The sequence below is a fragment of the Lentzea sp. CC55 genome (genome assembly GCF_021056325.1).
Taxonomy (GTDB): Bacteria; Actinomycetota; Actinomycetes; order Mycobacteriales; family Pseudonocardiaceae; genus Lentzea; species Lentzea jiangxiensis.
Genome location: NZ_JAJCXE010000022.1, coordinates 798,090 through 823,431, shown reverse-complemented (window position 1 = coordinate 823,431; position 25,342 = coordinate 798,090). Strand labels below are relative to the sequence as shown.

Genomic DNA, 25,342 nt, shown 5'->3' with positions numbered 1-25,342 from the left:
TGCGCATGATGAGGACGGCGCTGGTGGCGTTGCTGGCCGGGGCGGTGCTGACAGGGCTGTCGGGCTGTGGCATCCGCATCGTGGAGTACGAGTTCTCCGACGACCACGTCGTCGCGGAGAAGTTCACGTCGGTGCGTGCGCGCAACGGCTCGGGGGACGTGACGATCAGGTACCGGCAGGGCCTGACCGAGACGAAGGTCCACCGCAGGGTGGAGCACAACAAGAACAACAAGCCGGCCGGCGCCACCCACCGGATCGAGGGCGACGCGCTGGTGCTGGACACGTGCGGGGACAGCTGCGAGGTCAACTACGAGGTCCTGGTGCCCTCGGCCGACATCGCGGTCGTCGGGGACGTCGGGTCGGGCGACGCGGTCGTCGAGGGCCTGAAGTCCGTCGAGTACCAGACCGGCTCCGGCGACATCGCCGCCCTGGACATCGCGGGGGACGTCAAGGTGAGCACCGGGTCCGGCGACTTCCGGGCCACCAGGGTGGGCGGCACCGCGACCGCCGACCTCGGGTCCGGGCGCATCGAGCTGAACACGGTGAAGGGCAAGGTCCTCGCCGTCACGAGGTCCGGCGACATCGACGGCTCCTTCCTCGGCGGCGACGTGATCGCCGACGCGAGCTCCGGCCGGGTCGAGCTGACCCTGGCGGAGCCGAGGTCGGTGCGGGTGATGAGCGGCTCCGGCGACGTCAACGTCCGGGTGCCGGGCGGCCCGTACAGGGTCACCGGGACGTCGGGCAGCGGGGAGCGCGAGGTCCACGTCGCGACCGACCCGGACGCACCGCTCGAGCTGAACCTCACCACCGGGTCCGGTGAGGTGCGGGTGTTCGCGATCTGAGCTCGTCCGAGGGGACTGTGTCGAGGGCCACTCCACAAGGGGTGGCCCTCGTCGCGTTGTGAGGGAACAACGAGACTTTCCCGGCCGTTGAGCCAGTCAGAAAGCTTGAGTCGGATAGACTCAAGGTTGAGCAGGTGGCAAACTTGAGCCAGCAACGCTCAACAAGTACTAGCGGAAGGAACTCCAATGGCGCGTGCAGTCGGCATCGACTTGGGGACGACCAACTCCGTCGTCGCCGTTCTCGAGGGCGGTGAGCCGACGGTCATCGCCAACTCGGAGGGCTCGAGGACGACCCCGTCCATCGTCGCGTTCGCGAAGAACGGCGAAGTTCTCGTGGGTCAGCCCGCGAAGAACCAGGCCGTCACCAACGTCGACCGCACCATCCGGTCGGTCAAGCGCCACGTCGGCACCACCTGGAAGACCGACGAGATCGACGGCAAGCAGTACACCTCGCAGGAGATCTCCGCGCGCGTGCTGATGAAGCTCAAGCGCGACGCCGAGGCGTACCTCGGTGAGGAGATCACCGACGCCGTCATCACCGTCCCCGCCTACTTCGAGGACGCGCAGCGCCAGGCCACCAAGGAAGCCGGCCAGATCGCCGGCCTCAACGTGCTGCGCATCGTCAACGAGCCGACCTCCGCCGCCCTGGCCTACGGCCTCGACAAGGGCGAGAAGGAGCAGACCATCCTGGTCTTCGACCTCGGTGGCGGCACGTTCGACGTCTCGCTGCTCGAGCTCGGCGACGGTGTGGTCGAGGTCCGCGCGACCTCCGGTGACAACCACCTCGGTGGCGACGACTGGGACCAGCGCATCGTCGACTGGCTGGTCGACCGCTTCAAGCAGGCCAACGGCATCGACCTGACCAAGGACAAGATGGCCCTGCAGCGGATCCGCGAGGCCGCCGAGAAGGCCAAGATCGAGCTGTCGAGCTCCAGCAACGCCTCGATCAACCTGCCGTACATCACCGTCGACGCGGACAAGAACCCGCTGTTCCTCGACGAGACGCTCTCGCGCGCCGAGTTCCAGCGGATCACGAACGACCTGCTCGAGCGCACCCGCGCGCCGTTCAACAACGTGATCAAGGACGCCGGCATCTCCGTCGGCGACATCGACCACGTCGTGCTCGTCGGTGGCTCGACCCGCATGCCCGCCGTCGCGGAGCTCGTCAAGGAGCTGACCGGCGGCCGTGAGCCCAACAAGGGCGTGAACCCGGACGAGGTCGTCGCCGTCGGCGCCGCCCTGCAGGCCGGTGTCCTCAAGGGCGAGGTCAAGGACGTCCTGCTGCTCGACGTCACCCCGCTGTCCCTCGGCATCGAGACCAAGGGCGGCATCATGACCAAGCTGATCGAGCGCAACACCACGATCCCGACGAAGCGCTCCGAGACCTTCACCACCGCGGACGACAACCAGCCGTCGGTGCAGATCCAGGTCTTCCAGGGCGAGCGCGAGATCGCGGCCCACAACAAGAAGCTCGGCATGTTCGAGCTGACCGGCCTGCCGCCCGCCCCGCGTGGCGTGCCGCAGATCGAGGTCACCTTCGACATCGACGCGAACGGCATCGTCCACGTGTCGGCGAAGGACCTGGGCACCGGCAAGGAGCAGTCGATGACGATCACCGGTGGCTCCGCGCTGCCGAAGGACGACATCGACCGCATGGTCAAGGACGCCGAGGCCCACGCGGAGGAGGACAAGCGCCGCCGCGAGGAGGCCGAGGTCCGCAACCAGGCCGAGACCCTGGTCTACCAGACGGAGAAGGTCGTCAAGGAGAACGACGACAAGCTCCCGGCGGAGATCAAGGAGAAGGTCACCGCCGCGATCACCGAGGCCAACGAGGCGCTCAAGGGCACCGACATCGCCGCCATCAAGGCCGCGGTGGAGAAGCTCGCGACCGAGTCGCAGGCCATCGGCCAGGCGATCTACGCGAACGCTCCGGGTGCTCCCGGTGCCGAGGGCCCCGGTGCGGACGCTCCGGGTGCCGCCGGTGCGGGTGCCAAGAAGGACGACGACGTCGTCGACGCCGAGATCGTGGACGAGGACGAGAAGAAGTGACCGAACCGAGGCACGCCGCCCCTGACGAGGAGCAGCCTCAGGTCGTCGTGAACGACCGGCGCCGGATCGACCCCGAAACGGGCGAGGTCCGGGCGCCGGCCCACGCGGCACCCGAGGACGGCCTTGGTGAAGGCACTGCTCCGGTTTCCGAAGAGCCCCTGGTCGCCGAGGTCGTGGACTCCGTCGCCGCCGAGCTGAAGACCCAGCTCGACGAGCGCACCGCCGACCTCCAGCGGCTCACCGCCGAGTACGCGAACTACCGCAAGCGGGTGGAACGCGACCGCGAAGCGGTGATCAACAACGCGAAGGCGTCCGTCGCGTCCGAGCTGCTCTCCGTGCTGGACGACATCGAGCGGGCCGCCGCGCACGGCGACCTGACCGGTGCGTTCAAGGCGGTGGCGGACAAGCTCGTGTCCACGTTGCAGAAGACCGGCCTGGAGCCGTTCGCGCACGAGGGCGAGGCGTTCGACCCGTCGGTGCACGAGGCCGTGCAGCACAGCACGTCCCCGGACGTCGAGGGGCCGACGGTCACCGCCGTCCTGCGCCGCGGCTACACGTTCGGCGACAAGCTCGTCCGGCCCGCGCTCGTCGCGGTGACCGACCACGAGCCCGGTGCGCCGGCTGAAGAAGCGTAGGGAGGAGGAGACGTCCGGTGAGTGCTAGGGACTGGATCGAAAAGGACTTCTACCGCGAGCTGGGCGTCTCCTCCGACGCGTCGGCCGACGAGGTCAAGAAGTCGTACCGCAAGCTCGCCCGCGAGCTGCACCCCGACGCGAACCCGGGTGACGCCAAGGCCGAGGCCCGCTTCAAGGCGGTCTCCGAGGCCTACGGCGTGCTGTCGGACCCGGCGAAGCGCAAGCAGTACGACGAGGCCCGCCGGCTGTTCGCGGGCGGTGGGGGCTTCCCCGGCTCCGGCGGGTTCGGCTCGGGCGGCTTCGACGTCAACGACCTGTTCGGCCGTGCCGCGCAGGGCGCCGGTGGCGGCGGCCTGGGCGACCTGCTCGGTGGCCTGTTCAACCGCCGCGGTGGTGCGTCGGCCGGCTCGGCCACGCGCCCGCGCCGCGGCGAGGACGTCGAGACCGACGTCCGCATCGACTTCACCGAGGCGGTGAGGGGAGCGACGGTGCCGCTGCGCCTGTCGTCCCCCGCCGCCTGCACGACGTGCAACGGCTCGGGTGCCAAGCCGGGCACCACGCCGCACACGTGCGCGACCTGTTCGGGGTCCGGCCTGGTCACGCGGTCGCAGGGCGCGTTCGCGTTCAGCGAGCCGTGCCGCGACTGCCGCGGCACCGGCCGGATCATCGACGACCCGTGCCCCGAGTGCGGCGGCGACGGCGTCAGCACCCGCACCCGCACCCTGACGGTGCGGATCCCGTCGGGGGTCGACGACGGCCAGCGGATCCGCCTCGCGGGCCAGGGCGAACCGGGCCGCAACGGCGGCCCGAACGGCGACCTGTTCGTGCGGGTGCACGTCAACCCGCACGGCATCTTCGGCCGCCAGGGCAACGACCTGACGCTGACGGCGCCGATGACGTTCCCCGAGCTCGCGCTCGGAACGACGTTGACCGTGCCCACGCTCGACGGCAAGGTGACCTTGAAGGTGCCCGCCGGAACCGCCTCCGGGCGGGTGCTGCGGGCTCGGGGCAAGGGCATCACCAAGCGCGACGGCTCCGCCGGGGATCTCCTGATCACCCTGGAGGTCGCGGTGCCGAACAACCTCTCGTCCGAGGCCCGCGCGGCACTCGAGGCGTACGCGGACGTGACGAAGGGCCACGACCCACGTGGTGATCTGAACGCACTGCTTGAAGGGCGGTGAAAGCGGTGGGTTTTCCGTTCCCTCCCGGGACCGATGAGGACACGCCGTTCTTCGTGATCTCGGTGGCGGCGCAGCTGTCCGGGCTGCACGCCCAGACCCTGCGGTCCTACGACCGGATGGGCCTGGTGTCGCCCGGCCGCACGCCCGGTGGCGGGCGCCGGTACTCGATGCGCGACATCGTGCTGCTGCGCGAGGTCCAGCGGCTCTCGCAGGACGAGGGCGTGAACCTCGCGGGCATCAAGCGGATCATCGACCTGGAGAACCAGGTCGACGCCCTCCGCTCGCGGGTGGCCGAGCTCCAGCAGGAGCTTGCGCAGGCGCACGCGGCAGCCGACTCGGCCGCCGCCGCCGTGCACGCCTCCTACCGGCGGGACCTGGTCCCGATCCGGCAGGAGACGGCGCTCGTCGTGTGGAAACCGAAGCCCCGCAAGTGATCGAGCGCCTTTACGAGGTCTTCGCGACGCCGCGTCCCCGCGTGGTCGAGTTCTGCGACCACTGCGTGGACGCCGCGAGCGTCGCGCCGTTCACCGAGGTTCCGCTGCGCCGGCTGACCTCCGAGCACGTCGGGGAGTTCTGGCTGCGGTCCGGGACGATCGGCGACGAGACCTTCGTGCGCTACCTGCTGCCGCGCGTGATGGAGCTGATCGCGGCCGGTGAGCTCGACGCCGACTTCTTCTGGCTGCGCCTCGTGACCGAGGCCCACGAGAACGGCGACCCGGACGAGCGGGCGGCGATCGAGGCCTACTTCCTCGCCACACCGCCCGCGCTGGCGGGTCTCGTCACCGGACGCCTGCGCGACCTGCCCCCCGGCGGTTCGGTGGCCGCGTGGCTGCGTGGACCGGAACCCCTCGCCGTGCTGGAGGAAGCCGCGCTGACCGAGCCCGATCCGGACGGCGCGTTCTCCGAGGCGCACCTCGAGCTCGAAGCTCACCGCTCGAAGTAGAACCCGGCTTCCAGGTCCTCCAGGAGGCCGGGTTCCCGCGGTTCCCAGCCCAGCAGGGCCTTGGTGCGCTCGGCCGACGTCGGTGAGTCGCGTGACACCATGAACGCCAGGGCGCCGAAGTGCTCCTGTGCTCGTTCGGCCGGGATGCTCTCCGTCGGCACGCCCAGTTCGCGGCCGATGACCTCGGCGATCTCCCGCATGGTCACGGCCTCCTCCGCCACCGCGTGCAGCACCGAGCCGGCGGGCGCCTTCTCCACGGCCAGGCGGTAGAGGCGTGCCGCGTCCAGGGTGTGGCCCGCTGACCAGCGATTCGTGCCGTCGCCGGGGTAGCAGGAGATGCCGGTGGCCCTCGCGATCCCGACCAGGATCGGGATGAAGCCCGCCGTGTCCAGGCGGCTGTGGACGGTCGGCGGCAGGACCACCACGGAGCCGCGGACGTCCCGGGCGTCGATGATCGCGTTGCGGGCCGCGCCGCGGGGGCTGTCGTCCGGGACGCGTTCCTCCTCGGTGGCCGTGCGACCCAGGTCCGAGTACGACAGGGTGCCGCTGGTGCCGACCAGGGGCTTGCCGGTGCCCGCCAGCTCGTCCAGGAACGCCCTGACGACGGTGAGGTCGGCGTCGGCGGCGCCCTGGTAGTCGCCCGCGTACATCTCGTCGTGCTTGAACGCCAGGTGGATCACCGCGTCGGACTCGGCCGCGCCCTTGCGCAGGCCGTCCAGGTCGTCGAGGTCGCCCAGCCGGGCGGTGGCGCCTCGGGCCTCGACCTTGGCGGCGGACGCCTCGGAGCGGGCCAGGCCCACGACCTGGTGGCCTGCCCGCAGGAGTTCGGGGACCACTGCTGATCCGACGTGGCCGCTGGCGCCCGTGACGAAGACCTTCATGGGTGCTTCTCCAGAAAGTGATGGGACTTGGTCTCATCAACCGTAGCAGAGTGATGGGACCAAGTCGCATCACTTAGGATGGGCGCATGGGTCGATGGGAGCCGGACGCGCGGGAGCGGTTGGTGCGCGCCGCACTCGACCTGTTCGGCGAGCAGGGGTACGACAACACCGCGGTCGCGCAGATCGCCGAACGCGCCGGGCTCACGAAGAGCACGTTCTTCCGGCACTTCCGGGACAAGCGGGAGGTGCTGTTCGGCGGTCAGGACGAGCTGGCCGAGGTGCTGACGACCGGCATCACCGAGGCACCGGAGGGGGCCGGACCCCTGGCCGCGGTCGGGGCGGCGCTGGTCGCCGTCAGCGCCTGGTTCACCGACGAACAGCGGGCGTACGGGCCGCAGCGGCGAGCGGTGATCGCGGGCAACGACGAGCTGCGCGAGCGTGCGGCGTTGAAGATGGTCGGATTCGCCGTCGCGATGACGGACGCGCTGAAGCGGCGCGGGGTCGCCGAGCTGGAGGCCTCCGTGGCCGCCGAGCTCGGCGTTCTCGCGTTTCAGCGCGCGTACGACACGTGGCTGGAGGCCGGCGGGGACTTCGGTGGGATCACCCGCCGGACGCTCCGCGACGTGCGCGAGGCCGTCAGCTCGCTAGAGGGCGCCGAGTAGTTCCTCGACCTCGGCCGCGATGCGGTCCAGGGCCTGCTCGTCGTCGTGGGCGGCGATCGCGCGGTCCATCCAGTCCGCGATCAGCGGCATCTGCTCCGGCTTCAAGCCGCGGGTGGTGACGCCGGGCGTGCCGAGGCGGATGCCGGACGGGTCGAACGGCTTGCGGGTGTCGAACGGAACGGCGTTGTAGTTGAGCTCGATGCCCGCCCGGTCGAGCGCCCGCGCGGCCGGCTTGCCGCCGATCAGCTTCGACGTGAGGTCGATCAGGACCAGGTGGTTGTCGGTGCCGCCGGACACCAGGTCGAAGCCGCGTTCCAGCAACGCCTCCGCGAGGGCCCTGGCGTTCTCCACGACCAGGTGCGCGTACTCGCGGAACTCCGGCTGCGCGGCCTCGTGCAGCGCCACGGCGATGGCGGCCGTGGTGTGGTTGTGCGGCCCGCCCTGCAGACCGGGGAAGATCGCGCGGTCGACGGCCTTCGCGTGCTCGGCGTCGCTGAGGACCATGGCGCCGCGCGGGCCCCTGAGGGTCTTGTGCGTCGTCGTGGTGATCACCGGGGCGTGGCCGACCGGAGACGGGTGCGCGCCGCCCGCGACCAGGCCGGCGATGTGCGCGATGTCGGCGACGAGGAGTGCGCCGACCTCGTTCGCGATCTCCGCGAACGCCGGGAAGTCGATGGTGCGCGGGATCGCCGTGCCGCCGCAGAAGATCACCTTCGGACGTTCGGCCAGCGCGAGGGCACGGACCTCGTCCAGGTCGACGCGGCCGGTGTCCTTGCGGACCTCGTACTGCACGCTGCGGAACCACTTGCCGGTGGCCGAGACGCTCCAGCCGTGCGTGAGGTGGCCGCCCATCGGCAGCGACATGCCCATCACGGTGTCGCCCGGCTGCAGGAAGGCCAGGTAGACGGCGAGGTTCGCCGGGGAACCCGAGTACGGCTGGACGTTCGCGTGGTCCACGCCGAACAGCGCCTTCGCGCGCTCCTGCGCCAGCAGTTCGACCTGGTCGATGACCTGCTGGCCCTCGTAGTACCGCTTGCCGGGGTAGCCCTCGGAGTACTTGTTGGTCAGCACCGAGCCTGTTGCCTCAAGCACGGCGGCCGACACGTCGTTCTCGGACGCGATCATGCGCAGTTTCCGGGCCTGCCGCTCGGCCTCTGCGGTGAGCAGGGCGAACACGGCGGGATCTGTCTCAGCGAGCACAGCGCGACTCCACGCCGGGCACCCAGGCGTTCGGTGCGCACGGCAGTCGCTTCCCGGTGGTCGCTTCCACCCTCGGCACGCCAGTCGCGGACGTGCCGAGCTTAGTCCAGCGTGAACGGGTCGTACTTGATCCGGTCGAGCGGAGTTCCGGCGACCAGCATGCGGGACACCGTCGACCTGATCATGGCGGGGCTGCCGCAGACCAGGACGTCGCGTTCCTCCCACGCGCCGTAGCGGGTGACCACGTCGGCGAGGCTGCCCTGCTCGACACCCCGGACGCCGGGGTCGGACTCCAGCACCGGCACGACCGTGAGCCACGGGTTCGTGGTCGCGATGCGCTGCAGGTTGTCCAGGTCGTAGAGGTCCTCGCGGGTGCGGCCGCCGTAGAACAGGTGCACGCGCGGGTTCTCGCCGTACTGCGCCATCTCGTCGATGATCGCGTGCATCGGCGCGACACCCGTGCCGCCGGCCACCATCAGGATGTCCGACCCGGCCGTGCGGTCGACCGAGAGACGTCCCATGGGCGGTCCGATGCGCCACGTGTCACCGGCCTGCGTGTGGCCGACCACCGAGCGGGACACCCAGCCGCCGTCGACGGACCGGATGTGGAACTCGATGACGCCGTCCTCGCGGGGGGCGTTCGCCGGCGTGTAGTACCGCCACAGGCGCTTGCGCTGCGGCGTCTCCACGCTGACGTACTGACCGGCCTTGTAGTTGACCGGGTGGTCGGGCTGCAGCCGCACGACCGCCAGGTCCCACGAGACGCGCTGGTGCTCCAGCACCGTCGCGTGCCAGTACGCGGGCCCGTTGTCGGCGTCGGCCGCCTCCTGCATGGCCCTGGCCATGAGGGTGTAGGCCTCGGCCCACGCCATCTCGACCTTCGGCGTCCAGGCGGCACCGGCGAACTTCTTCACCGCGGACAGCAGTGCCGTCCCGACCGCCTCGTAGTGGACGTTGATGACACCGAACTTGCGGTGGTCGCGGCCCAGCTGGCGCAGGAACGGGATGAGGTCGTCCGGGCGGTCGACCATCTGCACCACGTGCACGAGGGCACGCAGCAGACGGCTGCGTTGCACCTCCATGTTCGCGGGGAACATCTCGCGTGTGGCGGGCGAGAGCGAGAAGAGCATTCCGTAGAAGAACTTCGCCACTTCTTCGGAATGCGGCTCCACCACCGCGAAGCTCTCCCGGATCATCCGCACCATCGCGGTGACGCCGGGGGGTGGCTCTCGGTGGGGCGGGGCAGGGATGGGGCTCAGCACAGCGTTCGCAGTCATGGTCCGCGCGCAGTCTCCACGTTCTGGTTGGCGCCAGCAAGGCGCTGTCGTCCTCGTCAAGCATCCGTCCCCCGACAGGGTGGACAGTAACCCCTGCTCGGGCCGCTTGACTCCTTGATGCCACCTTCGAGCGAAGCACGATTACTTTAGGTGAGTGGTTGCTACCGCAACAGTGTGAATGTGAGGGTCCTTCTGTACCGGGTTGCGTGCTTGCGTGCTTGGGTAGGCCGCGTGTCCCCGCCTGAGTTGACTGAAACCACCTCACCCAACCGTGTCGAGCTCCCCGGCTCACGCGGAGAGCACTTCCTCCAATGTGCCCTGGAGACGTCCGATCGCGCCAGACGCTTCTACACGGACCAGGTGCTGGACCACCTCAACCCCGCGATGGCCGAGTTCGTCGGCCGGATGGAGATGGCCTTCATCTCGACGGCCGACGCCGACGGCGAGTGCGACTCGACACTGCGCTGCGGGCCGGCCGGGTTCCTCCACGTCGTCGACTCGCGGACCGTCGTGTACCCCGAGTACCGCGGCAACGGCGTCATGGCGTCGCTGGGCAACATCATGGAGAACCCGCACGTCGGAATGCTGATGGTGGACTTCACCGAGGACCTGATCGGGCTGCACGTGAACGGGCGTGCCCGGATCGCTCCCCTCTCCGAGTTCGCGGAGCTCGCCGGAGGGGACCGGAAGGTCGAGCGGTGGGTGGTGGTGGAGGTGCAGGAGGCCTACGTCCACTGCCGCAAGCACATCCCCCGGATGGTGCCCGTGGACCGGATGCGCGACTGGGGGACCGACGACGTCCGGCGCAAGGGGGGCGACTTCTTCGGGGTCAAGGCGGATCGGATGAGTTCGGCGGAGAGCTGATCCCGGCGGTGTGATGACGGCCTGTGCACCTGGTGCGCGGGCCGTCTCGTCGTTCGAGGGCCTGCCTGCGCGACTTCGCTGCTCCCGACTTCCCGGAGCGCGCCCGACTTCGCCTCCACCGGGGCGCGCGAGCCTGGTGTGACGTATCAGCCACCGAATTAGTTGGCCTAGCTAACTATCTCCAGATATAGTTGTATGGCGTCAACTAACTACTGGAGGTGTGCTTGAACCGGCCCTCGTCACACAGGGAGATCCTCGAAGCGCTGTCCGGCATCTGGGTCGCGCTGCTGGTCGCCATTCTCAGCTCCACCATCGTCTCGAACGCTCTCCCGACGATCCTGGCCGAGCTCAAGGGCACGCAGACCCAGTACACGTGGGTCATCACGGCGATGTTGCTCGCTTCCACGGCGAGCACGCCGTTGTGGGGCAAGCTCGCGGACCTGTTCGACAAGAAGAGGTTGTTGCAGGCGGCGATCGTGCTGTTCGTCGTCGGTTCCGTGCTGGCGGGGTTCAGCCGGAACATGGAGCAGCTCATCGGGTTCCGGGTCGTGCAGGGGCTCGGGATGGGTGGTGTGCAGGCGCTCGGGCAGGTCGTCGTGGGGGCGTTGCTCAGCCCGCGCGAGCGCGGGCGCTACAGCGGCTACACCGGCATGGTGATCTCCGCCGGCACGGTCGGCGGGCCGCTGGTCGGCGGGTTCCTCGTCGACTGGCCGGGGTGGCGGTGGTGCTTCTTCGTCTGCGTGCCGCTGGCGCTGGTGGCGCTGGGCGTGCTGCACAAGACGCTGCACCTGCCGGTGAAGAAGCAGCACGTCAAGATCGACTACCTCGGGGCCACGCTCATCACCGGTGGTGTGAGCCTGGTGCTGATGTGGGTGTCGTTCGCCGGCAAGGACTTCGCCTGGGTCAGCCGGGAGAGCGCGCTGTTCGTCGGCGGGGCGTTGCTGGCGATCACCGCTGCCTACTTCGTGGAGCGGAGGGCTTCCGCTCCGGTCATCCCGCTGCACCTGTTCCGGAACCGGACGGTGGTGCTCGCGATGCTGGGTGGTGTCGCGGTGGGCACGGCGATGTTCGGGGCCTCGGTGTTCATGGGGCAGTACTTCCAGATCGCCCGCGGGTTCTCGCCGACCAAGGCCGGGTTGCTGACGGTGCCGCTGGTGCTCGGGCTGAGCGTGTCGTCGACGGTCAGCGGGCAGCTGATCGCCAAGAGCGGCAGGTGGAAGAGCTACCTCGTGTGGGGGTCGTTCTCGCTGGTCGCCGGGTTGGCGCTGCTCGGGACGATCGACCACCGGACCAACCTCGTGCTCATGGGGGCCTACCTGGCGCTGGTCGGCGTCGGGGTGGGGCTGACCATGCAGAACCTCGTGCTCGCCGTGCAGAACGGGGTCGGGATGGCGGACCTCGGGGCGGCCAGCTCCACGGCCACGTTCCTGCGGTCGCTGGGCGGGACGGCCGGCGTCTCGGTGCTGGGGGCCGTGCTGGCGGCCCAGGTGAGCACCAAGACGCTCGACCCCGGGTCCCTCTCCCCGGTCGTGCGGGACTCCTACGGCGACGCGATGGGCGAGCTGTTCCTCATCGCCGCCGGGCTCGCCGTGTTCACGGTCATCGCGGTGCTGCTGATCAAGGAGCAGCCGTTGCGGGACTCCGTGGACGAGGACGTGGTTGTCACTCCAACGGGTTCTGGCGCACAGACGGTCGCCACTGAACTTGCCTCACCTGTGGATACTGACCAGCGGATTGTGGACAAGTCGGCACCTGCTGTGGACAAGCTGCTGGTGCTTTCGAGTGACGACGATCAGGACGTCGCGGCGCGCTCGGCTGCGCTGCGTTCCACGCAGAACTCGTTGCCCTCGGGGTCGCGGAGGGTCACCCAGCCGGTGCCGTCGGGCCTGCGCTGATCGTCGAAGAGCGTCGCGCCCAGGCCGATCAGGCGCTCCACCTCCTCGTCGCGGGTGGTGCCGACCGGCTGCAGGTCGAGGTGGAGCCTGTTCTTGAGCTCCTTGCCCTCCGGCACGGTGATGAACAGGTAGCGGATGCCGCTCGGCAGGTGGATCAGGCACTCCGGGTCGCCGGGGTTGTCCTCCGGGTCGAGCGGCAGGCCCAGGACCTGGCCCCACCACGAGGCGATCTCGTACGAGTCGCGCGCGTCGACCGTGATGTTGTGGATGATTGAGGTCATGGCGCTGATCTTCGCCGAACCCGCGCCGCCGGCCGCCTGGTTTTCCGGGCGGGCGTGTGATCCGCGCCGTGTTCAGGGTTGAGCGGAACACACTCAACTTTTCTGACGTTGTGCGGGATGATGGTCCATGCTTGACGCTGACCACGAGGTGGAGGAATGGACGCTTTCAACCCGACGACCAAGACGCAGCAGGCCGTGTCCGCGGCGGTGCAGGCCGCGACGCTGAACGGGAACCCGGACGTGGGTTCCGTGCACCTGCTCAGTGCCCTGCTGGCGCAGACGGACGGGTTGACCGCGCCGTTGCTCGAGGCGGTGGGCGCCGACCCGGCCCAGGTGCGCAAGGAGCTGGAGCAGCTCTCGCGCTCGTTGCCGAGCGCTTCCGGCTCGACCGTCTCCGCCCCGCAGCTGTCGCGCGACGCCGTGCGGGTGCTGAACAAGGCGCAGGAGCTCGCGACCGGGATGGGCGACGAGTACGTCTCCACCGAGCACCTGCTCGTGGGGCTCGCGCAGCACGGTGGCCAGGTGGCCGACCTGCTGCGGCGCAACGGTGCCACGCCCGACGCGCTGACCGAGGCCTTCGCGAAGGTGCGCGGCTCGGCGCGGGTGACCTCGGCCGATCCCGAGGGCACCTACAAGGCGCTGGAGAAGTACGGCGTCGACCTGACCGAACGTGCGCGCAAGGGCGAGCTCGACCCCGTGATCGGCCGTGACTCCGAGATCCGGCGGGTCGTGCAGGTGCTGTCGCGGCGCACGAAGAACAACCCTGTGCTGATCGGCGAGCCCGGTGTCGGCAAGACGGCCATCGTCGAGGGCCTGGCGCAGCGCGTCGTGGCCGGGGACGTGCCCGAGTCGCTGCGCGGCAAGAAGGTCGTGTCCCTGGACCTCGGCTCGATGGTCGCGGGTGCCAAGTACCGCGGTGAGTTCGAGGAGCGGCTCAAGGCCGTGCTCAAGGAGATCACCGACTCGGCCGGGCAGGTCATCACGTTCATCGACGAGCTGCACACGATCGTCGGCGCGGGCGCGACCGGTGAGTCCGCCATGGACGCCGGCAACATGATCAAGCCGATGCTGGCCCGCGGCGAGCTGCGCATGGTCGGTGCCACGACCCTGGACGAGTACCGCGAGCACATCGAGAAGGACGCCGCCCTGGAGCGCCGCTTCCAGCAGGTGCTGGTCGGCGAGCCGTCCGTCGAGGACACGGTCGGCATCCTGCGCGGGCTCAAGGAGCGCTACGAGGTGCACCACGGCGTGCGCATCACCGACGCCGCCCTCGTCGCCGCCGCCACGCTGTCCGACCGCTACATCACCGCGCGCTTCCTGCCGGACAAGGCCATCGACCTCGTCGACGAGGCCGCGTCCCGGCTGCGCATGGAGATCGACTCCCGGCCCGTCGAGATCGACACCGTCGAACGCGCCGTGCGCCGCCTGGAGATCGAGGAGATGGCGCTCGCCAAGGAGTCGGACGCGGCGTCGCTGGAACGGCTGTCGGCCCTGCGCGCCGAGCTCGCGGAGAAGCACGAGGAACTGGCCGCGCTGACGGCGAGGTGGCAGAACGAGAAGGGGTCGATCGACAAGGTCCGCGCCCTGAAGGAGCAGCTGGAGTCGCTGCGCGGCGAGTCGGAACGAGCCGAGCGCGACGGCGACCTCGGCCGTGCCGCCGAGCTGCGCTACGGCCGGATCCCGCAGCTGGAGAAGGAGCTCGGCGTCGCCGCCGAGTCCACCCAGGAGGCGGCCATGCTCAAGGAGGAGGTCGGCCCGGACGACGTCGCGGACGTGGTGTCGGCGTGGACCGGCATCCCGGCCGGACGGCTGCTGGAGGGCGAGACCGCCAAGCTGCTGCGCATGGAGGACGAGCTCGGCCGCCGGGTCGTGGGCCAGGCCGAGGCCGTGCGGGTCGTGTCCGACGCGGTGCGCAGGACGCGTGCCGGCGTCGCGGACCCGGACCGCCCCACGGGCTCGTTCCTGTTCCTCGGCCCGACCGGCGTCGGCAAGACGGAGCTCGCGAAGGCGCTGGCGTCGTTCCTGTTCGACGACGAGCGGGCGATGATCCGCATCGACATGAGCGAGTACTCCGAGAAGCACTCGGTGGCCCGCCTGGTCGGAGCGCCTCCCGGCTACGTCGGCTACGACCAGGGCGGCCAGCTGACCGAGTCGGTGCGCCGCCGCCCGTACTCGGTCGTGCTGCTGGACGAGGTCGAGAAGGCGCACCCGGACGTGTTCGACGTGCTGCTGCAGGTCCTCGACGACGGCCGCCTCACGGACGGGCAGGGCCGCACGGTCGACTTCCGCAACACGATCCTGGTGCTGACGTCGAACCTGGGCTCGCAGACGATCGTGAACCCGTCGCTGACCGACGTGGAGCGCAAGGACGCGGTCATGGCCGTCGTGCAGCGGCACTTCAAGCCGGAGTTCCTGAACCGGCTCGACGACGTCGTGGTGTTCCACGCGCTCGCCACCGAGGAGCTGACGTCCATCGTGGACATCCAGGTCGCTCGCCTGGCTGACCGGCTCGCGGCCCGTCGCCTGGCGCTCGACGTCACGCCGGCGGCGCGCGACTGGCTCGCGCTGAACGGCTTCGACCCGATCTACGGCGCCCGGCCGCTGCGGCGCCTCGTGCAGTCGGCGATCGGCGACCAGCTCGCCAAGGAGCTGCTGGCCGGCGAGGTGCGCGACGGCGACGCGGTGCGGGTCGACGTGCTGGACGACAACTCCGGCCTGATCGTGGGCCGCAGCGCCTGACGTGCGAACGCGTGAGGGGGATCCGGGAGGGTCCCCCTCACGCGTGTTCAGCGGCTCCCGATCTTCAGGTCGCCCGCCGTCACCGCCCGGACGTGGTCGCCCGCGAGCCGGTGCGGGACCCGGACCACCCGCTGGTGGTCCACCGCGCCGCGGACGAGCGGAGCCAGGCGGCGATGGACCGGTTGCGGGCCCGCGACCACGCCGAATAGGCACTCGGCGGCACGACGCGCGGAAGTGATCTTCGTTCCTCGCGTCCGACCCACTACGCTTCAGCTGTGGGCATACCGGCGTGGGTCTGGTTCACCGTCGCCGCGGTGGCGGCCGTGGCGGGGTTCGCCCTGCTCGCGACCGACCGGGCGCAACGAACCGCGCGTAATCGTGAACGGCGCCGTTGGGCTGCCCTGCGCGGCTGGCAGTTCGAGGAGACAGACCACGTGCTGCCGACCCGCTGGGAGGCGGGGGCCATCGCGTACTACGGCACCGGGCTCGCCCGGGACGTGGTCGCGGGCTCCACGTTCACCGCGGACGGCCGCCGCCAGGTCTACGTCCTCGACCACGAGACGGCCGGCAAGGTCAACTCGGTGCTGGTCGGCGTGCGCTGCCGCAGAGCGCTGCCGGTGGTGATCGAACTGTGGCTGTCGACCGTGCCGTTCCAGCGCGACAACGACAAGATGCCGATGCCCGACCTGCTCGGACCGGTCGGCTCGCGGTACGCGTTCGTCACGGACGTCCCGGCCGCCCGGAAGATCATCACTCCGGACCTGATCGACGCCGCCGAGGAGATCGGCGGCGACGTCACGGTCGTCTGGATGGAGAACGACTGGGTGCTGGCCGCCGCGCCGCCGAACTCCTCACCCGCGCGCCTGGAGCGGCTGCTGCGCGACATCGGTGAGCTCGCGGACGTCATCGACCCGTTCGACCCGGACCCCTCCGAGCGCGAGGAGCTGGTCGAGGAGGACGAGGGCGGCGAGGTCTACCGCCCGTCGTTCGGCCGCAAGCAGCCCTGACGACCATCTCCGGACGCCGTTGCCGAACTGCTCGGCAACGGCGTTTTTCGGTTTCACGCGATCCGCTTGATGTGACTTTGAGTAATCATCCACAGCCTGCGCTGTCATCCGCACGTTCTTGATCAGCGTATTCAGCCTTGATGTGAGCTACATCACATCGCACTCCGTGTAAAACATCCGCCGGTGATTCGGATAACCCGTGAGCAAGGCGTCGTGTCCCCGAACCCCAGGAAGGGATCCACGATGTACGGAGGAAAGGTTGTTCCGCCCGCAGCCGTCGCGGGGACGGCGTCCGTCGTGACGCTGGCCAACACCGGTGCGTCGGTCGGGTGGTTGCTGTTCGGTGGCGTGGCGCTGGTCGTGTCCGGCCTCGCGCTGCGCCTCGTCGTGCTCCGCCGCCCGGCGAAGCGCGGAACGTGATCATCGGCGGCCTTCGACCCCGGCGATTTTCCGACTACCGTGCGGTGGCATGCCTACCGCACTGGTGACCGGATCGACCGTCGGGATCGGGGCCGCCTTCGCCCGCAGGCTCGCGGCGGAGGGGTACGACCTCGTGCTGGTCGCGCGCACCGCGTCCGCACTCGAAGAAGTCGCGAAGCAGCTGCACGACCGCCACGGCGTCCAGGTGGACGTCCTGCCGGCCGACCTCAGCGACCACGGAGACCGCCTCAAGGTCGAGCAGCGGCTCGCGGAGTCGGCCGTCGACCTGCTGGTCAACAACGCGGGCTTCGCCAACTCCGGCGAGTTCTTCGCCGCCGACGTCGAGAACCTGCAGGCCCAGCTCGACGTCAACGTCGCGACGGTCCTGCGCCTGTCCAGGGCCGCCATCCCCGCCATGATCGCCCGCGGCAGGGGCGACGTGATCAACGTGGCGAGCGTCGCCGGCTTCCTGCCCGGCCGCGGCACGAGCTACAGCGCCGACAAGGCGTGGGTGACGATGTTCTCCGAGGGCATGAACCTCGCGACCGAGGGCACCGGCGTGCGGGTCATGGCGTTGTGCCCCGGCTTCGTGCGCACGGAGTTCCACAAGCGCGCCGCGATCGACATGTCGAAGACGCCGGGCTGGCTCTACGTCGACGTGGACAAGCTCGTGCACGAGGCGCTGCGCGACCTGCGCCGCGGCAAGCCGCTGTCGATCCCCGGCGCGCAGTACAAGGCCATCGTGACGGCGACGAAGCTGATCCCGAGGGCGGTCGTGCGCAAGATGGCGTCGCGGTTCGCGGGTGGGCGCGGACGCACCTGACCCGGCCGGTCGCCCGTGCGCGGTGACGCAGCGTACGAGGCAACGGGCGCGCGTATGTGCGAAGCTGACGACCCGTGCGAACTGAAGTGGTCTTGGACGCGAACGCTAAGTCGGAACTCGCTCGCCTGGTGAGCGAATTGGCCGTGGTGCACGGCAAGGTGACCCTCTCCAGCGGCAAGGAAGCCGACTACTACGTCGACCTGCGCCGCGCGACGCTGCACCACGCGGCGGCCCCGTTGATCGGCAAGCTGCTGCGCCAGCTCACGTCCGACTGGGACTTCGTCGCCGTCGGCGGCCTGACGCTCGGTGCGGACCCCGTGGCCTACGCGATGATGCACTCCGCCGCGAACGACGGTGACGTGCTCGACGCGTTCGTCGTGCGCAAGGCGAGCAAGGCCCACGGCATGCAGCGGCAGATCGAGGGCATCGACGTGCGCGGCCAGCGTGTGCTCGCCGTCGAGGACACCTCCACCACGGGCGGTTCGGTGCTCACGGCCGTCACGGCGCTGCGCGAGCACGGGGCCGAGGTCATCGGCGTGGCCACGGTCGTCGACCGCGGCACGGGCGCCAAGGAGGCCATCGAGGCCGAGGGGCTGCAGTACCGCTACCTGCTCGACCTGGACGACCTCGGGCTCGCCTGAGGTTTTGCCGAGAGCGCTTCGAGCCACCCCGTCCTAGTCTGGAGGGCGGGGTGGTGAGAATGGCCGGGTTCTTGGCGGAAGCGGTCGTGGTGCTGCACTTCACGGTGCTGGCGTTCCTGCTCGCGGGGGGTTTTCTGGCCTGGCGGTGGCGGTGGGTGATCTACCCGCACCTGGCGCTGGGCGCGTGGGCGGTCCTCAGCGTCGTCACGCCGACCGTGTGTCCCCTCACGGTGTGGGAGAACGACCTCCGGGCGATGGCGGGGATGCCGGTGCTCGAGACCGGCTTCATCGACCACTACATCGACGGCGTCTGGTACCCGCAGAGCGCGTCGACGCTGGTCCAGCTGGTGCTCGGGACGATCGTGATCGTCTCGTGGATCGGCTTCTATGCTGGCAACCGTGCTGCTCGAAGGCTTTCACGCTGTTAAGCACGCGTTGCGCTTCGGCGCCGACGTGCACCCGTTGATCACGACGGACCTCGCCGCCGCGGTCAGCCTCGCCGAGACGCACGCTCCCGACCTGCGCGAGCGGTTCGCCGCCGCCACCGAGGTCGACCAGAACCACTTCAAGCTGCGCGTCGGCCGCACGCACCCGACGGGCGTGGCCGGGTTCGCCGAACGGCCGGAGCTGCCGTTCGACCGGCACGCCCCGGTCGTCCTGCTCGACAACCCGCGCAACCTCGGCAACTTCGGCGCCGCGATCCGGGTGGCGGCGGGCCTCGACGCCGGAGGCGTGCTGTCCACCGGCGACGTCGACCCGTGGCACCCGAACGTCCTGCGCGGCTCCGCCGGCCTGCACTTCGCGTTGCCGGTCGCCAAGGTCACGAGCCTCGACTTCGAGGGCGAGCTCATCGCCTTCGACGCCGACGGTGACCTGCTGGAAGGCCCCATCCCGGACGACGCCGTGCTGGCGTTCGGCTCGGAGCGCCACGGCATCTCCGACGAGGTCAGGGCGAAGGCCTCCCGGACCGTCCGGCTGCCGATGCGCGCGAAGGTCAGCAGTTACAACCTGACAACTTCTGTGGCCATGGGCCTGTACCACTGGGCGGTTCACCGAGCTTCTTGAGCGATCAAGCACGCACGATGGCCAAGTGGTGATCGCGAAACTGCTGGCGGCGCGTGCGGGCGTCGCGGAGCGCGCGGTGTACTCCAGGCACCTGCGGCGTGTCTGGGGTGTGCCGGGCACGCTCCTCGGGGCGGGCGCGTGGCCCCCGCTCTTCAAGGACAAGATCCACACGAGCTTCAACTACTGGTGGCAGGCCCACCTGCTCGACTGCATGGTCGACGGGTACCTGCGCTCGCCGAGCGAGCTGCGCAGGAGGGCCATCGGCAGGCTCGTCCGCGGCATCCGGGTGCGCAACGTCCTGGGCTGGACCAACGACTTCTACGACGACGTGGCGTGGCTCGGCCTCGCGCTGCAACGCGTCCAGCGCGACGTCGGCATCGCGAAGCCCAAGGCGGTGAACGCGATCGCCGAACGCCTGCGCGACGGCTGGACCGACCACGCCGGCGGCGGCATCTGGTGGAAGCGCGACGACGACTTCAAGAACGTCCCGGCCAACGGTCCCGCCGCGATCTTCCTGGCCCGCCAGAACGAACGCGCCGACCTCTCCCGCGCGCGGTCCATCGTGGACTGGGTGGAGGAGCACCTGGTCGACCCCGGCAGCGGCCTCGCGTGGGACGGCCTGCACGTGCACCCCAACGGCGAGATCCGCGAGTACGAGAAGAACATCTACACGTACTGCCAAGGGGTGCTCATCGGCGCGTGCGTCGAGCTGGCCAAGCACGGCCAGACGGGCAAGTGGCTCGACAAGGCCGCCCGCACGATCACCGCCGTGCACGACGACCTGGCCACCAACGGCGTCATCAAGGGCCAGGGCGGCGGGGACGGCGGCCTGTTCGGGGGCATCCTCACCCGCTACCTCGCCCAGGCCGCGCTGGCGATCCCCGATCTCGACCCCGACCGGCACGAGACCGCGGACCTGGCCAGGGAACTCGTGGTCCGGTCGGCGGAGGCCGCGTGGCTCAACCGCACGGTGGCCATCAGCGGGCCGCTCTTCGGTCCCGAGTGGACCGAGCAGGCGCGGGAGGAGGAGGGCCGCGACCTGTCCGTCCAGCTGGGCGCCTGGATGTGCCTGGAGGCGGCCGCCCTGCTCGAACGGAGCGGCCTGGACGTCGCCACGGCCTGATGGCGCGTCCGTCAGCGTGTGCGGTGGTTGCTCCAGCGAGATCTTCGTGCCCATCGCGTCGGCGTGCTGCCGGGCCCCGGTCCGTCACCGCCCCACGCGACGGCCCGCAGCCTGCACTCCGCAAACACCGGGACGAATCCCGGGATCAGCACCCGCAGGACTGCCTGTGCATGAGCGAGGGCGGGAGCCGGATGGTCTCCGGTGCCCTCTCCGGGTCGGCGATCCGGGACAGGAGCAGCTTCACGGCGGTCCGCCCGATCTCCTCGACCGGCTGGGCCAGCGTCGTGAGCGGCGGCTCGATCAACGTCGCCCACTCGACCTCGTCGTAGGCGACGACGGCCAGGTCGGTGCCGAGCTTCAGGCCGCGGGCGCGGGCCTCGTGCAGCATGCCGACCGTGACGAGGTGGTCCGCCGCGACGACGGCCGTCGCCGGGTCCTCCTGGTCGAGCAGCGGCGCGAGCCAGCCGCTCTGCGAGACCAGGGCCTCGTCCCACTTCAGCCCGGCACGGCCGAGGCCGAGGCGGTAGCCGAGGATGCGCTCCTCGGTCGTCGCCACGCCCGCCTTGCCGCAGACGATGCCGATCCGGCGGTGGCCCAGCTCGGCGAGGTGCTTGACCAGCCCTGACGTGGCCTGCACGTTCTCCGGGCCGACCTGGTCGATGTCCTTCGCCACGGTCAGCCGGTCCACCAGCACCGTCGGGATCCCGAGCCGCTTGAGCTCGGGCAGCACCAGGCTGCCGGCGCCGGCCGACGGCGTCAGCAGCAACCCGTCGACTCTGCGCGAGCGCAGCATCCTCACCGCGGCCTGCTCCGACTCGGGGGTGTCCCTCGTGTCGATCAGCACGAGCGAGTAGCCGCAGCGGGTCGCCTCCGACTCGATGGCGGCGATCAGCTCGGCGAAGTACGGGTGGGAGACCAGCGACACGGCCAGCCCGAGCGACTTCGTGCCGCCCATGACCAGCGATCGCGCGATGGCGTCGCCCGTGTACCCGGTCTCGTCGATCGCCTTCTGGACGCGCTCGCGCGTGTCCCCGGCGACCGGTCTCGTCTCGTTGATCACGTGTGACACCGTGGTGATGGAGACCCCCGCGAGAGCCGCGACATCCCGCATGGTGACCATGGCTCGGACCTTACCCGTTTGGAGGAAGCCCTGATGGCAGCCGTGCTGTGTGTCGGGCTCACAACTCTCGACGTGACCCAACGGGTGGACGCCTTCCCGGAGCCCGGGCAGAAGGTCCGCTCGCTCGGCGCGGTGCTGTCGCCGGGCGGTCCCGCGGCCAACGCCGCCCGCGCCGTCGCCGCGCTGGGCGGGAGGGCCTCGTTGCTCACCGCGTTGGGTGGCGACGCACTGGGTGAATTCGTGAGGGCTTCCTTGGACCCGGTCCACGTGACCGCCGTGCCCGGTACGACGCCCGTGAGCATGGTCGTCGTCAGAGACGCTGATGGGGAGCGCACGGTCGTTTCCCGCAACGCGTCGGTGCCCGTCGAGGCGCCTGATTTGACCGAATTGATGGCCGCCGTGGACGTGGTCCTCTTGGACGGGCACCACGACGGCCTGGTGCTTCCCGCCGCCCGGCGGGCGAAAGCTCTCGGATTGCCTGTGGTGCTCGACGCCGGGAGCTGGAAACCTGTCCTCGATCACCTGTTGCCGCTGGTGGACGTCGTCGCCTGTTCGTCGGGGTTCGAGCGGTCCGAGGCCGAGGTGCACTCCCGCGGGGTGCCGCTGGTCATTCGCACGCAGGGTGCGAAGCCGGTGACCTGGTCTCGGAACGGCTCGACCGGCGAGGTGCCCGTGCCCGCGGCGGAGGTGAAGGACACGAACGGTGCCGGCGACGTCTGGCACGGCGCGTACGCCTACGCGCTCGCGTCAGGGGCGGACCCGGTGGCAGCCATCGGCTTCGCGTCGGAGGCGGCCGCCGTTCGCGTCGGTGCGGTCGGGGACTGGGTTGAGGAGCTGGCGCGGTGGCAGGACAGCAGGTCAGGTTCGACGAGCTGCTAGAGCGGGCTCGGGTGCTCACGGACCAGGGAGAGCGGAAGATCCTCGGCATCGGCGGGGCACCCGGTTCGGGCAAGTCGACACTCGCGCGACGGCTCGTCGAGGCGCTCGACGGCCAGGCGGTGCTCGTCGAGATGGACGGCTTCCACCTCGCGCAGAGCGAGCTGGAACGGCTGCGGCTGGTCGAGCGCAAGGGCGCGCCCGACACGTTCGACATCCCCGGCTACGTCGACCTGCTCGGCCGGATCAAGGCGTGCGGGCCGGACATGATCTACGCGCCGCAGTTCCGCCGCGAGATCGAGGAACCGATCGCGTGCGCCGTGCCGGTGCACCCGGACGTCCCGCTCGTCGTCACCGAGGGCAACTACCTGCTGCTCAACTACGACAAGTGGAAGCGCGTGCGGATCATCCTCGACGAGGCGTGGTTCCTGTTCATCGACGAGGACGTGCGCGTGCAGCGGCTGATCGAACGCCACCTCCGGTACGGGCGCACCCTGTCGGAGGCGGAGGAGCGCGTGCTGCACGGCACGGACCACGTCAACGCGCTGATGGTGAACTCGTCCAAGGGCGCGGCGGACCTGCTGATCACCGAGGTGCTCTGAACTCAGCCCGCGTGCGGGTGGCTGATGTGCTCCAGGTCCTCGCCGGCCTCGTCGATCGGCTTGCGCATCTCCTGGCGGTAGCGCCAGATGCCCCAGCCGGTGCCGCCGAGGAAGAACCCGACGCTGACGACGATCGCCGCCGTCTCGAGCCACGGCAGCTTCTGCAACACGCCCGCGCCGTAGTAGCCGGCGAGCACGAGCGTCGGCACCCAGGCGATCGCGCCGATGGTCGTGGCCAGGGTGAACCGGCGGACGTCCATGCGCGCGGCACCGGCGATCATCGGTGCCAGCGTGCGGATCCACGGGATCCAGCGGGCCAGCACGACGGCCCAGAACCCGCGGCGGTCGAGGAACTCGCCCGCTCGTTGCAGGTTCTGCCGGTTCAGCACCTTGCCGCCCTTGCGCGCGAGCACGCGCGTGCCGGTACCGCGGCCGATGTAGTACCCGACCTGGTTGCCGACGACGGCCACGACGAGTGCCACCAAGGACAGCGCCCAGGCCGACAGCTCGCTGTTGTGCGTGGCCAGCACGACACCGGCGGCGAACAGCAGCGAGTCACCGGGCAGGAACAGCCCGAAGATGAATGCGCACTCGACGAAGATGAAGCCGAGCACGATGACCCACACGGCCACCGGACCCGCGGTCTCCAACGAGGCGAAAGCATGCGCCACGGTGAGCCAGCCTACGTCGTGCCGTGCCGGCGGCAGGGCGACATCGCGTCGACGCGTGGGCGAAATCTGGATTGAGCACGCTGAGTCACCGCGTGAACCTCTTCCTGGTGGGCCACTTCGAGTGAACCAGCCGCTCCGGTGCCGTGCGCACTAGCGTGGAGCGCATGGAGACGTTGCTCGCCGAACTCCGCACCGCAGTGGGTGACCAGGGCGTCCTGACCGATGCCGACGTCACCGCGAGCTACCGGCGCGACATGATGCCGTTGGCGCCGCACGGCAGTCCGTTGGCCGTGGTGTTCCCGGTGAGCACCGAGCAGGTCCAGGCCGTGGTGCGGGCGTGTGCGCGCCACCGCGTCCCGATCGTCCCGCGCGGCGCCGGCAGCGGCCTCTCGGGCGCCGCGAACGCGATCGAGGGCTGCGTCGTGCTGGTCACGACCAAGATGAACGCGATCGTCGAGATCGACGCCGACAACCGCCTCGCCGTGGTCGAACCCGGCGTCGTCAACCTCGACCTGCGCGGCGCCGTCGAGAAGAACGGCCTGTTCTACCCACCGGACCCGAGCAGCTACGACTGGTGCACGATCGGCGGCAACCTCTCCACCAACGCGGGCGGCCTGTGCTGCGTGAAGTACGGCGTGACCACCGACTCGGTGCTGGGCCTCGAGGTGGTGCTGGCCGACGGCGAGGTGCTGCGGACCGGCCGCCGCACGGTCAAGGGCGTCGCGGGCTACGACCTCACGAAGCTCTTCATCGGCTCCGAGGGCACCCTCGGCGTGATCACGCGGGCCACCCTGGCGCTGCGACCCCTCCCGCAGGCCCCGGCCACGCTGGTGGCCGCGTTCGGCAGCACCGCCACCGCGGGGGCCGCCGTGAGCCGCATCGTCCGCGAGGGCCTGGTGCCGTCGTTGATGGAGATCATGGACCGCACCTCGATCGAGGCCGTCGAGCAGTACCTGAAGACCGAGATCGGCGCCGGACCCGGCTGCGCGGCGCTGCTGATCTGCCAGTCCGACGCGGGCGGCGAGCAGGCCCGGCACGAGCTGCAGCAGATCGAGGCCATCTGCGACGAGGCCGACCTCGTCTACGCCACCCACGACGTCAACGAGGGCCGCGACCTGCTGACCGCGCGCCGGGCCGTGCTGACCGCGCTGGAGATCTACGGCTCGTGGCTGACCGACGACGTGTGCGTGCCCCGCACCCGCATCGCCGAGCTCATCCAGGGCTGCGAGGACATCTCGGAGGAGGTCGGGCTGAAGATCGCCGTCGTCGGTCACGCGGGCGACGGCAACATGCACCCGACGATCGTCTACGACCCCGCCGACGCCGACCAGTTCGCACGGGCCCGGAAGGCGTTCGACGGCATCCTCGCGCTCGGCCTCGCGCTCGGCGGCACCATCACCGGCGAGCACGGCGTCGGCAAGGTCAAGCGCGAGTGGCTGGCGCGGGAGATCGGACCGGTCGGGCTCCGGGTCCACCGCGAGGTCAAACGGGCGCTGGACCCGGAGAACCTGTTCAACCCGGGCTCGATGTTCTCGTTCTAGGCCG

Annotated in this window: 26 protein-coding genes and 1 riboswitch; of the genes, 20 read left to right on the top strand and 6 right to left on the bottom strand. The window is 70.1% G+C overall.

Features of this window, described 5'->3' with window-relative positions:
- Positions 1-5: 5 nt before the first annotated feature.
- From L6E10_RS19860 to L6E10_RS19835, 6 genes are all read left to right on the top strand, one after another.
- The gene (locus L6E10_RS19860; protein ID WP_236220963.1) at positions 6-842 is read left to right on the top strand and encodes a DUF4097 family beta strand repeat-containing protein; all 837 of its coding nucleotides are present in this window, start codon (positions 6-8) and stop codon (positions 840-842) included.
- A 186-nt stretch (positions 843-1,028) separates the two neighbouring features.
- The gene (dnaK, locus tag L6E10_RS19855; RefSeq protein ID WP_236220962.1) at positions 1,029-2,891 is read left to right on the top strand and encodes a molecular chaperone DnaK; all 1,863 of its coding nucleotides are present in this window, start codon (positions 1,029-1,031) and stop codon (positions 2,889-2,891) included.
- Positions 2,888-3,526, top strand: coding sequence for a nucleotide exchange factor GrpE (gene grpE, locus L6E10_RS19850; protein WP_236220961.1), 639 nt, complete (start codon positions 2,888-2,890; stop codon positions 3,524-3,526). The genes dnaK and grpE overlap by 4 nt, the downstream gene beginning before the upstream one ends.
- 17 nt (positions 3,527-3,543) lie before the next feature.
- Positions 3,544-4,707, top strand: coding sequence for a molecular chaperone DnaJ (dnaJ, locus tag L6E10_RS19845; RefSeq protein ID WP_236220960.1), 1,164 nt, complete (start codon positions 3,544-3,546; stop codon positions 4,705-4,707).
- Between the two features lie 5 nt (positions 4,708-4,712).
- The gene (locus tag L6E10_RS19840; protein WP_090103635.1) at positions 4,713-5,141 is read left to right on the top strand and encodes a heat shock protein transcriptional repressor HspR; all 429 of its coding nucleotides are present in this window, start codon (positions 4,713-4,715) and stop codon (positions 5,139-5,141) included.
- Entirely contained in the window at positions 5,138-5,650 is a 513-nt protein-coding gene (locus tag L6E10_RS19835; RefSeq protein WP_236220959.1) for a hypothetical protein, read from the top strand. Before L6E10_RS19840 ends, L6E10_RS19835 begins: the two co-directional genes overlap by 4 nt.
- On the opposite strand, the gene L6E10_RS19830 is transcribed toward L6E10_RS19835, so the two are convergent.
- Positions 5,635-6,531 carry an SDR family oxidoreductase gene (locus L6E10_RS19830; RefSeq protein WP_236220958.1) on the bottom strand — a complete coding sequence of 299 codons (897 nt, stop codon included), beginning with the start codon at positions 6,529-6,531 and terminating at the stop codon, positions 5,635-5,637. The two genes, L6E10_RS19835 and L6E10_RS19830, sit on opposite strands and share 16 nt — an antisense overlap.
- A gap of 86 nt (positions 6,532-6,617) precedes the next feature.
- Between L6E10_RS19830 and L6E10_RS19825 the strand changes: the two genes are divergently transcribed.
- The gene (locus tag L6E10_RS19825) at positions 6,618-7,193 is read left to right on the top strand and encodes a TetR/AcrR family transcriptional regulator (RefSeq protein WP_236220957.1); all 576 of its coding nucleotides are present in this window, start codon (positions 6,618-6,620) and stop codon (positions 7,191-7,193) included.
- On the opposite strand, the gene glyA is transcribed toward L6E10_RS19825, so the two are convergent.
- Positions 7,176-8,393, bottom strand: coding sequence for a serine hydroxymethyltransferase (glyA, locus tag L6E10_RS19820; protein ID WP_236220956.1), 1,218 nt, complete (start codon positions 8,391-8,393; stop codon positions 7,176-7,178). The two genes, L6E10_RS19825 and glyA, sit on opposite strands and share 18 nt — an antisense overlap.
- A gap of 13 nt (positions 8,394-8,406) precedes the next feature.
- Positions 8,407-8,488, bottom strand: a riboswitch (ZMP/ZTP riboswitch).
- 6 nt (positions 8,489-8,494) lie between these two features.
- Positions 8,495-9,598 carry an FAD-binding oxidoreductase gene (locus tag L6E10_RS19815; protein ID WP_236220955.1) on the bottom strand — a complete coding sequence of 368 codons (1,104 nt, stop codon included), beginning with the start codon at positions 9,596-9,598 and terminating at the stop codon, positions 8,495-8,497.
- A 432-nt stretch (positions 9,599-10,030) separates the two neighbouring features.
- Between L6E10_RS19815 and L6E10_RS19810 the strand changes: the two genes are divergently transcribed.
- Positions 10,031-10,534, top strand: a complete 504-nt coding sequence (locus L6E10_RS19810; RefSeq protein ID WP_308102828.1) for a pyridoxamine 5'-phosphate oxidase family protein — start codon at positions 10,031-10,033, stop codon at positions 10,532-10,534.
- 224 nt (positions 10,535-10,758) lie between these two features.
- Positions 10,759-12,429: an MDR family MFS transporter gene (locus L6E10_RS19805; RefSeq protein ID WP_236220953.1), complete on the top strand. Its 1,671-nt coding sequence runs from the start codon at positions 10,759-10,761 to the stop codon at positions 12,427-12,429.
- Here L6E10_RS19805 and L6E10_RS19800 read toward each other — a convergent pair.
- Positions 12,327-12,710, bottom strand: coding sequence for a VOC family protein (locus L6E10_RS19800; protein WP_236220952.1), 384 nt, complete (start codon positions 12,708-12,710; stop codon positions 12,327-12,329). The genes L6E10_RS19805 and L6E10_RS19800 overlap by 103 nt on opposite strands.
- Before the next feature lie 156 nt (positions 12,711-12,866).
- On the opposite strand from L6E10_RS19800, the gene clpB reads away from it, so the two are divergent.
- From clpB to L6E10_RS19760, 8 genes are all read left to right on the top strand, one after another.
- Positions 12,867-15,449: an ATP-dependent chaperone ClpB gene (gene clpB / locus L6E10_RS19795; RefSeq protein ID WP_236220951.1), complete on the top strand. Its 2,583-nt coding sequence runs from the start codon at positions 12,867-12,869 to the stop codon at positions 15,447-15,449.
- A gap of 275 nt (positions 15,450-15,724) precedes the next feature.
- Positions 15,725-16,456 carry a hypothetical protein gene (locus L6E10_RS19790; protein ID WP_236220950.1) on the top strand — a complete coding sequence of 244 codons (732 nt, stop codon included), beginning with the start codon at positions 15,725-15,727 and terminating at the stop codon, positions 16,454-16,456.
- A gap of 243 nt (positions 16,457-16,699) precedes the next feature.
- Positions 16,700-16,876: an LPXTG cell wall anchor domain-containing protein gene (locus tag L6E10_RS19785; protein WP_236220949.1), complete on the top strand. Its 177-nt coding sequence runs from the start codon at positions 16,700-16,702 to the stop codon at positions 16,874-16,876.
- A gap of 49 nt (positions 16,877-16,925) precedes the next feature.
- Positions 16,926-17,699, top strand: a complete 774-nt coding sequence (locus L6E10_RS19780) for an SDR family oxidoreductase (RefSeq protein WP_236220948.1) — start codon at positions 16,926-16,928, stop codon at positions 17,697-17,699.
- 92 nt (positions 17,700-17,791) lie between these two features.
- Entirely contained in the window at positions 17,792-18,340 is a 549-nt protein-coding gene (pyrE, locus tag L6E10_RS19775; RefSeq protein ID WP_236220947.1) for an orotate phosphoribosyltransferase, read from the top strand.
- 59 nt (positions 18,341-18,399) lie between these two features.
- The gene (locus L6E10_RS19770; protein WP_236220946.1) at positions 18,400-18,768 is read left to right on the top strand and encodes a DUF2784 domain-containing protein; all 369 of its coding nucleotides are present in this window, start codon (positions 18,400-18,402) and stop codon (positions 18,766-18,768) included.
- Positions 18,740-19,405 (top strand): RNA methyltransferase, encoded by a 666-nt coding sequence (locus L6E10_RS19765; RefSeq protein ID WP_236220945.1) that lies wholly within the window; start codon positions 18,740-18,742, stop codon positions 19,403-19,405. The genes L6E10_RS19770 and L6E10_RS19765 overlap by 29 nt, the downstream gene beginning before the upstream one ends.
- A 25-nt stretch (positions 19,406-19,430) precedes the next feature.
- Complete coding sequence (locus L6E10_RS19760) at positions 19,431-20,528, top strand: glycoside hydrolase family 76 protein (RefSeq protein WP_236220944.1); 1,098 nt, start codon at positions 19,431-19,433, stop codon at positions 20,526-20,528.
- A gap of 145 nt (positions 20,529-20,673) precedes the next feature.
- Here L6E10_RS19760 and L6E10_RS19755 read toward each other — a convergent pair whose 3' ends face one another.
- Positions 20,674-21,648 (bottom strand): LacI family DNA-binding transcriptional regulator, encoded by a 975-nt coding sequence (locus L6E10_RS19755; RefSeq protein WP_236220943.1) that lies wholly within the window; start codon positions 21,646-21,648, stop codon positions 20,674-20,676.
- 33 nt (positions 21,649-21,681) lie between these two features.
- Here L6E10_RS19755 and L6E10_RS19750 point away from each other — a divergent pair, with 33 nt between their 5' ends.
- A complete protein-coding gene (locus L6E10_RS19750) occupies positions 21,682-22,527 on the top strand; it encodes a PfkB family carbohydrate kinase (protein ID WP_236220942.1) in 846 nt (281 codons plus the stop codon).
- Complete coding sequence (locus L6E10_RS19745; RefSeq protein WP_236220941.1) at positions 22,491-23,126, top strand: nucleoside/nucleotide kinase family protein; 636 nt, start codon at positions 22,491-22,493, stop codon at positions 23,124-23,126. Before L6E10_RS19750 ends, L6E10_RS19745 begins: the two co-directional genes overlap by 37 nt.
- 2 nt (positions 23,127-23,128) lie before the next feature.
- On the opposite strand, the gene L6E10_RS19740 is transcribed toward L6E10_RS19745, so the two are convergent.
- Positions 23,129-23,797: a DedA family protein gene (locus tag L6E10_RS19740; protein ID WP_236220940.1), complete on the bottom strand. Its 669-nt coding sequence runs from the start codon at positions 23,795-23,797 to the stop codon at positions 23,129-23,131.
- Between the two features lie 164 nt (positions 23,798-23,961).
- On the opposite strand from L6E10_RS19740, the gene L6E10_RS19735 reads away from it, so the two are divergent.
- A complete protein-coding gene (locus tag L6E10_RS19735) occupies positions 23,962-25,338 on the top strand; it encodes an FAD-binding oxidoreductase (protein WP_236220939.1) in 1,377 nt (458 codons plus the stop codon).
- Positions 25,339-25,342: the final 4 nt, after the last annotated feature.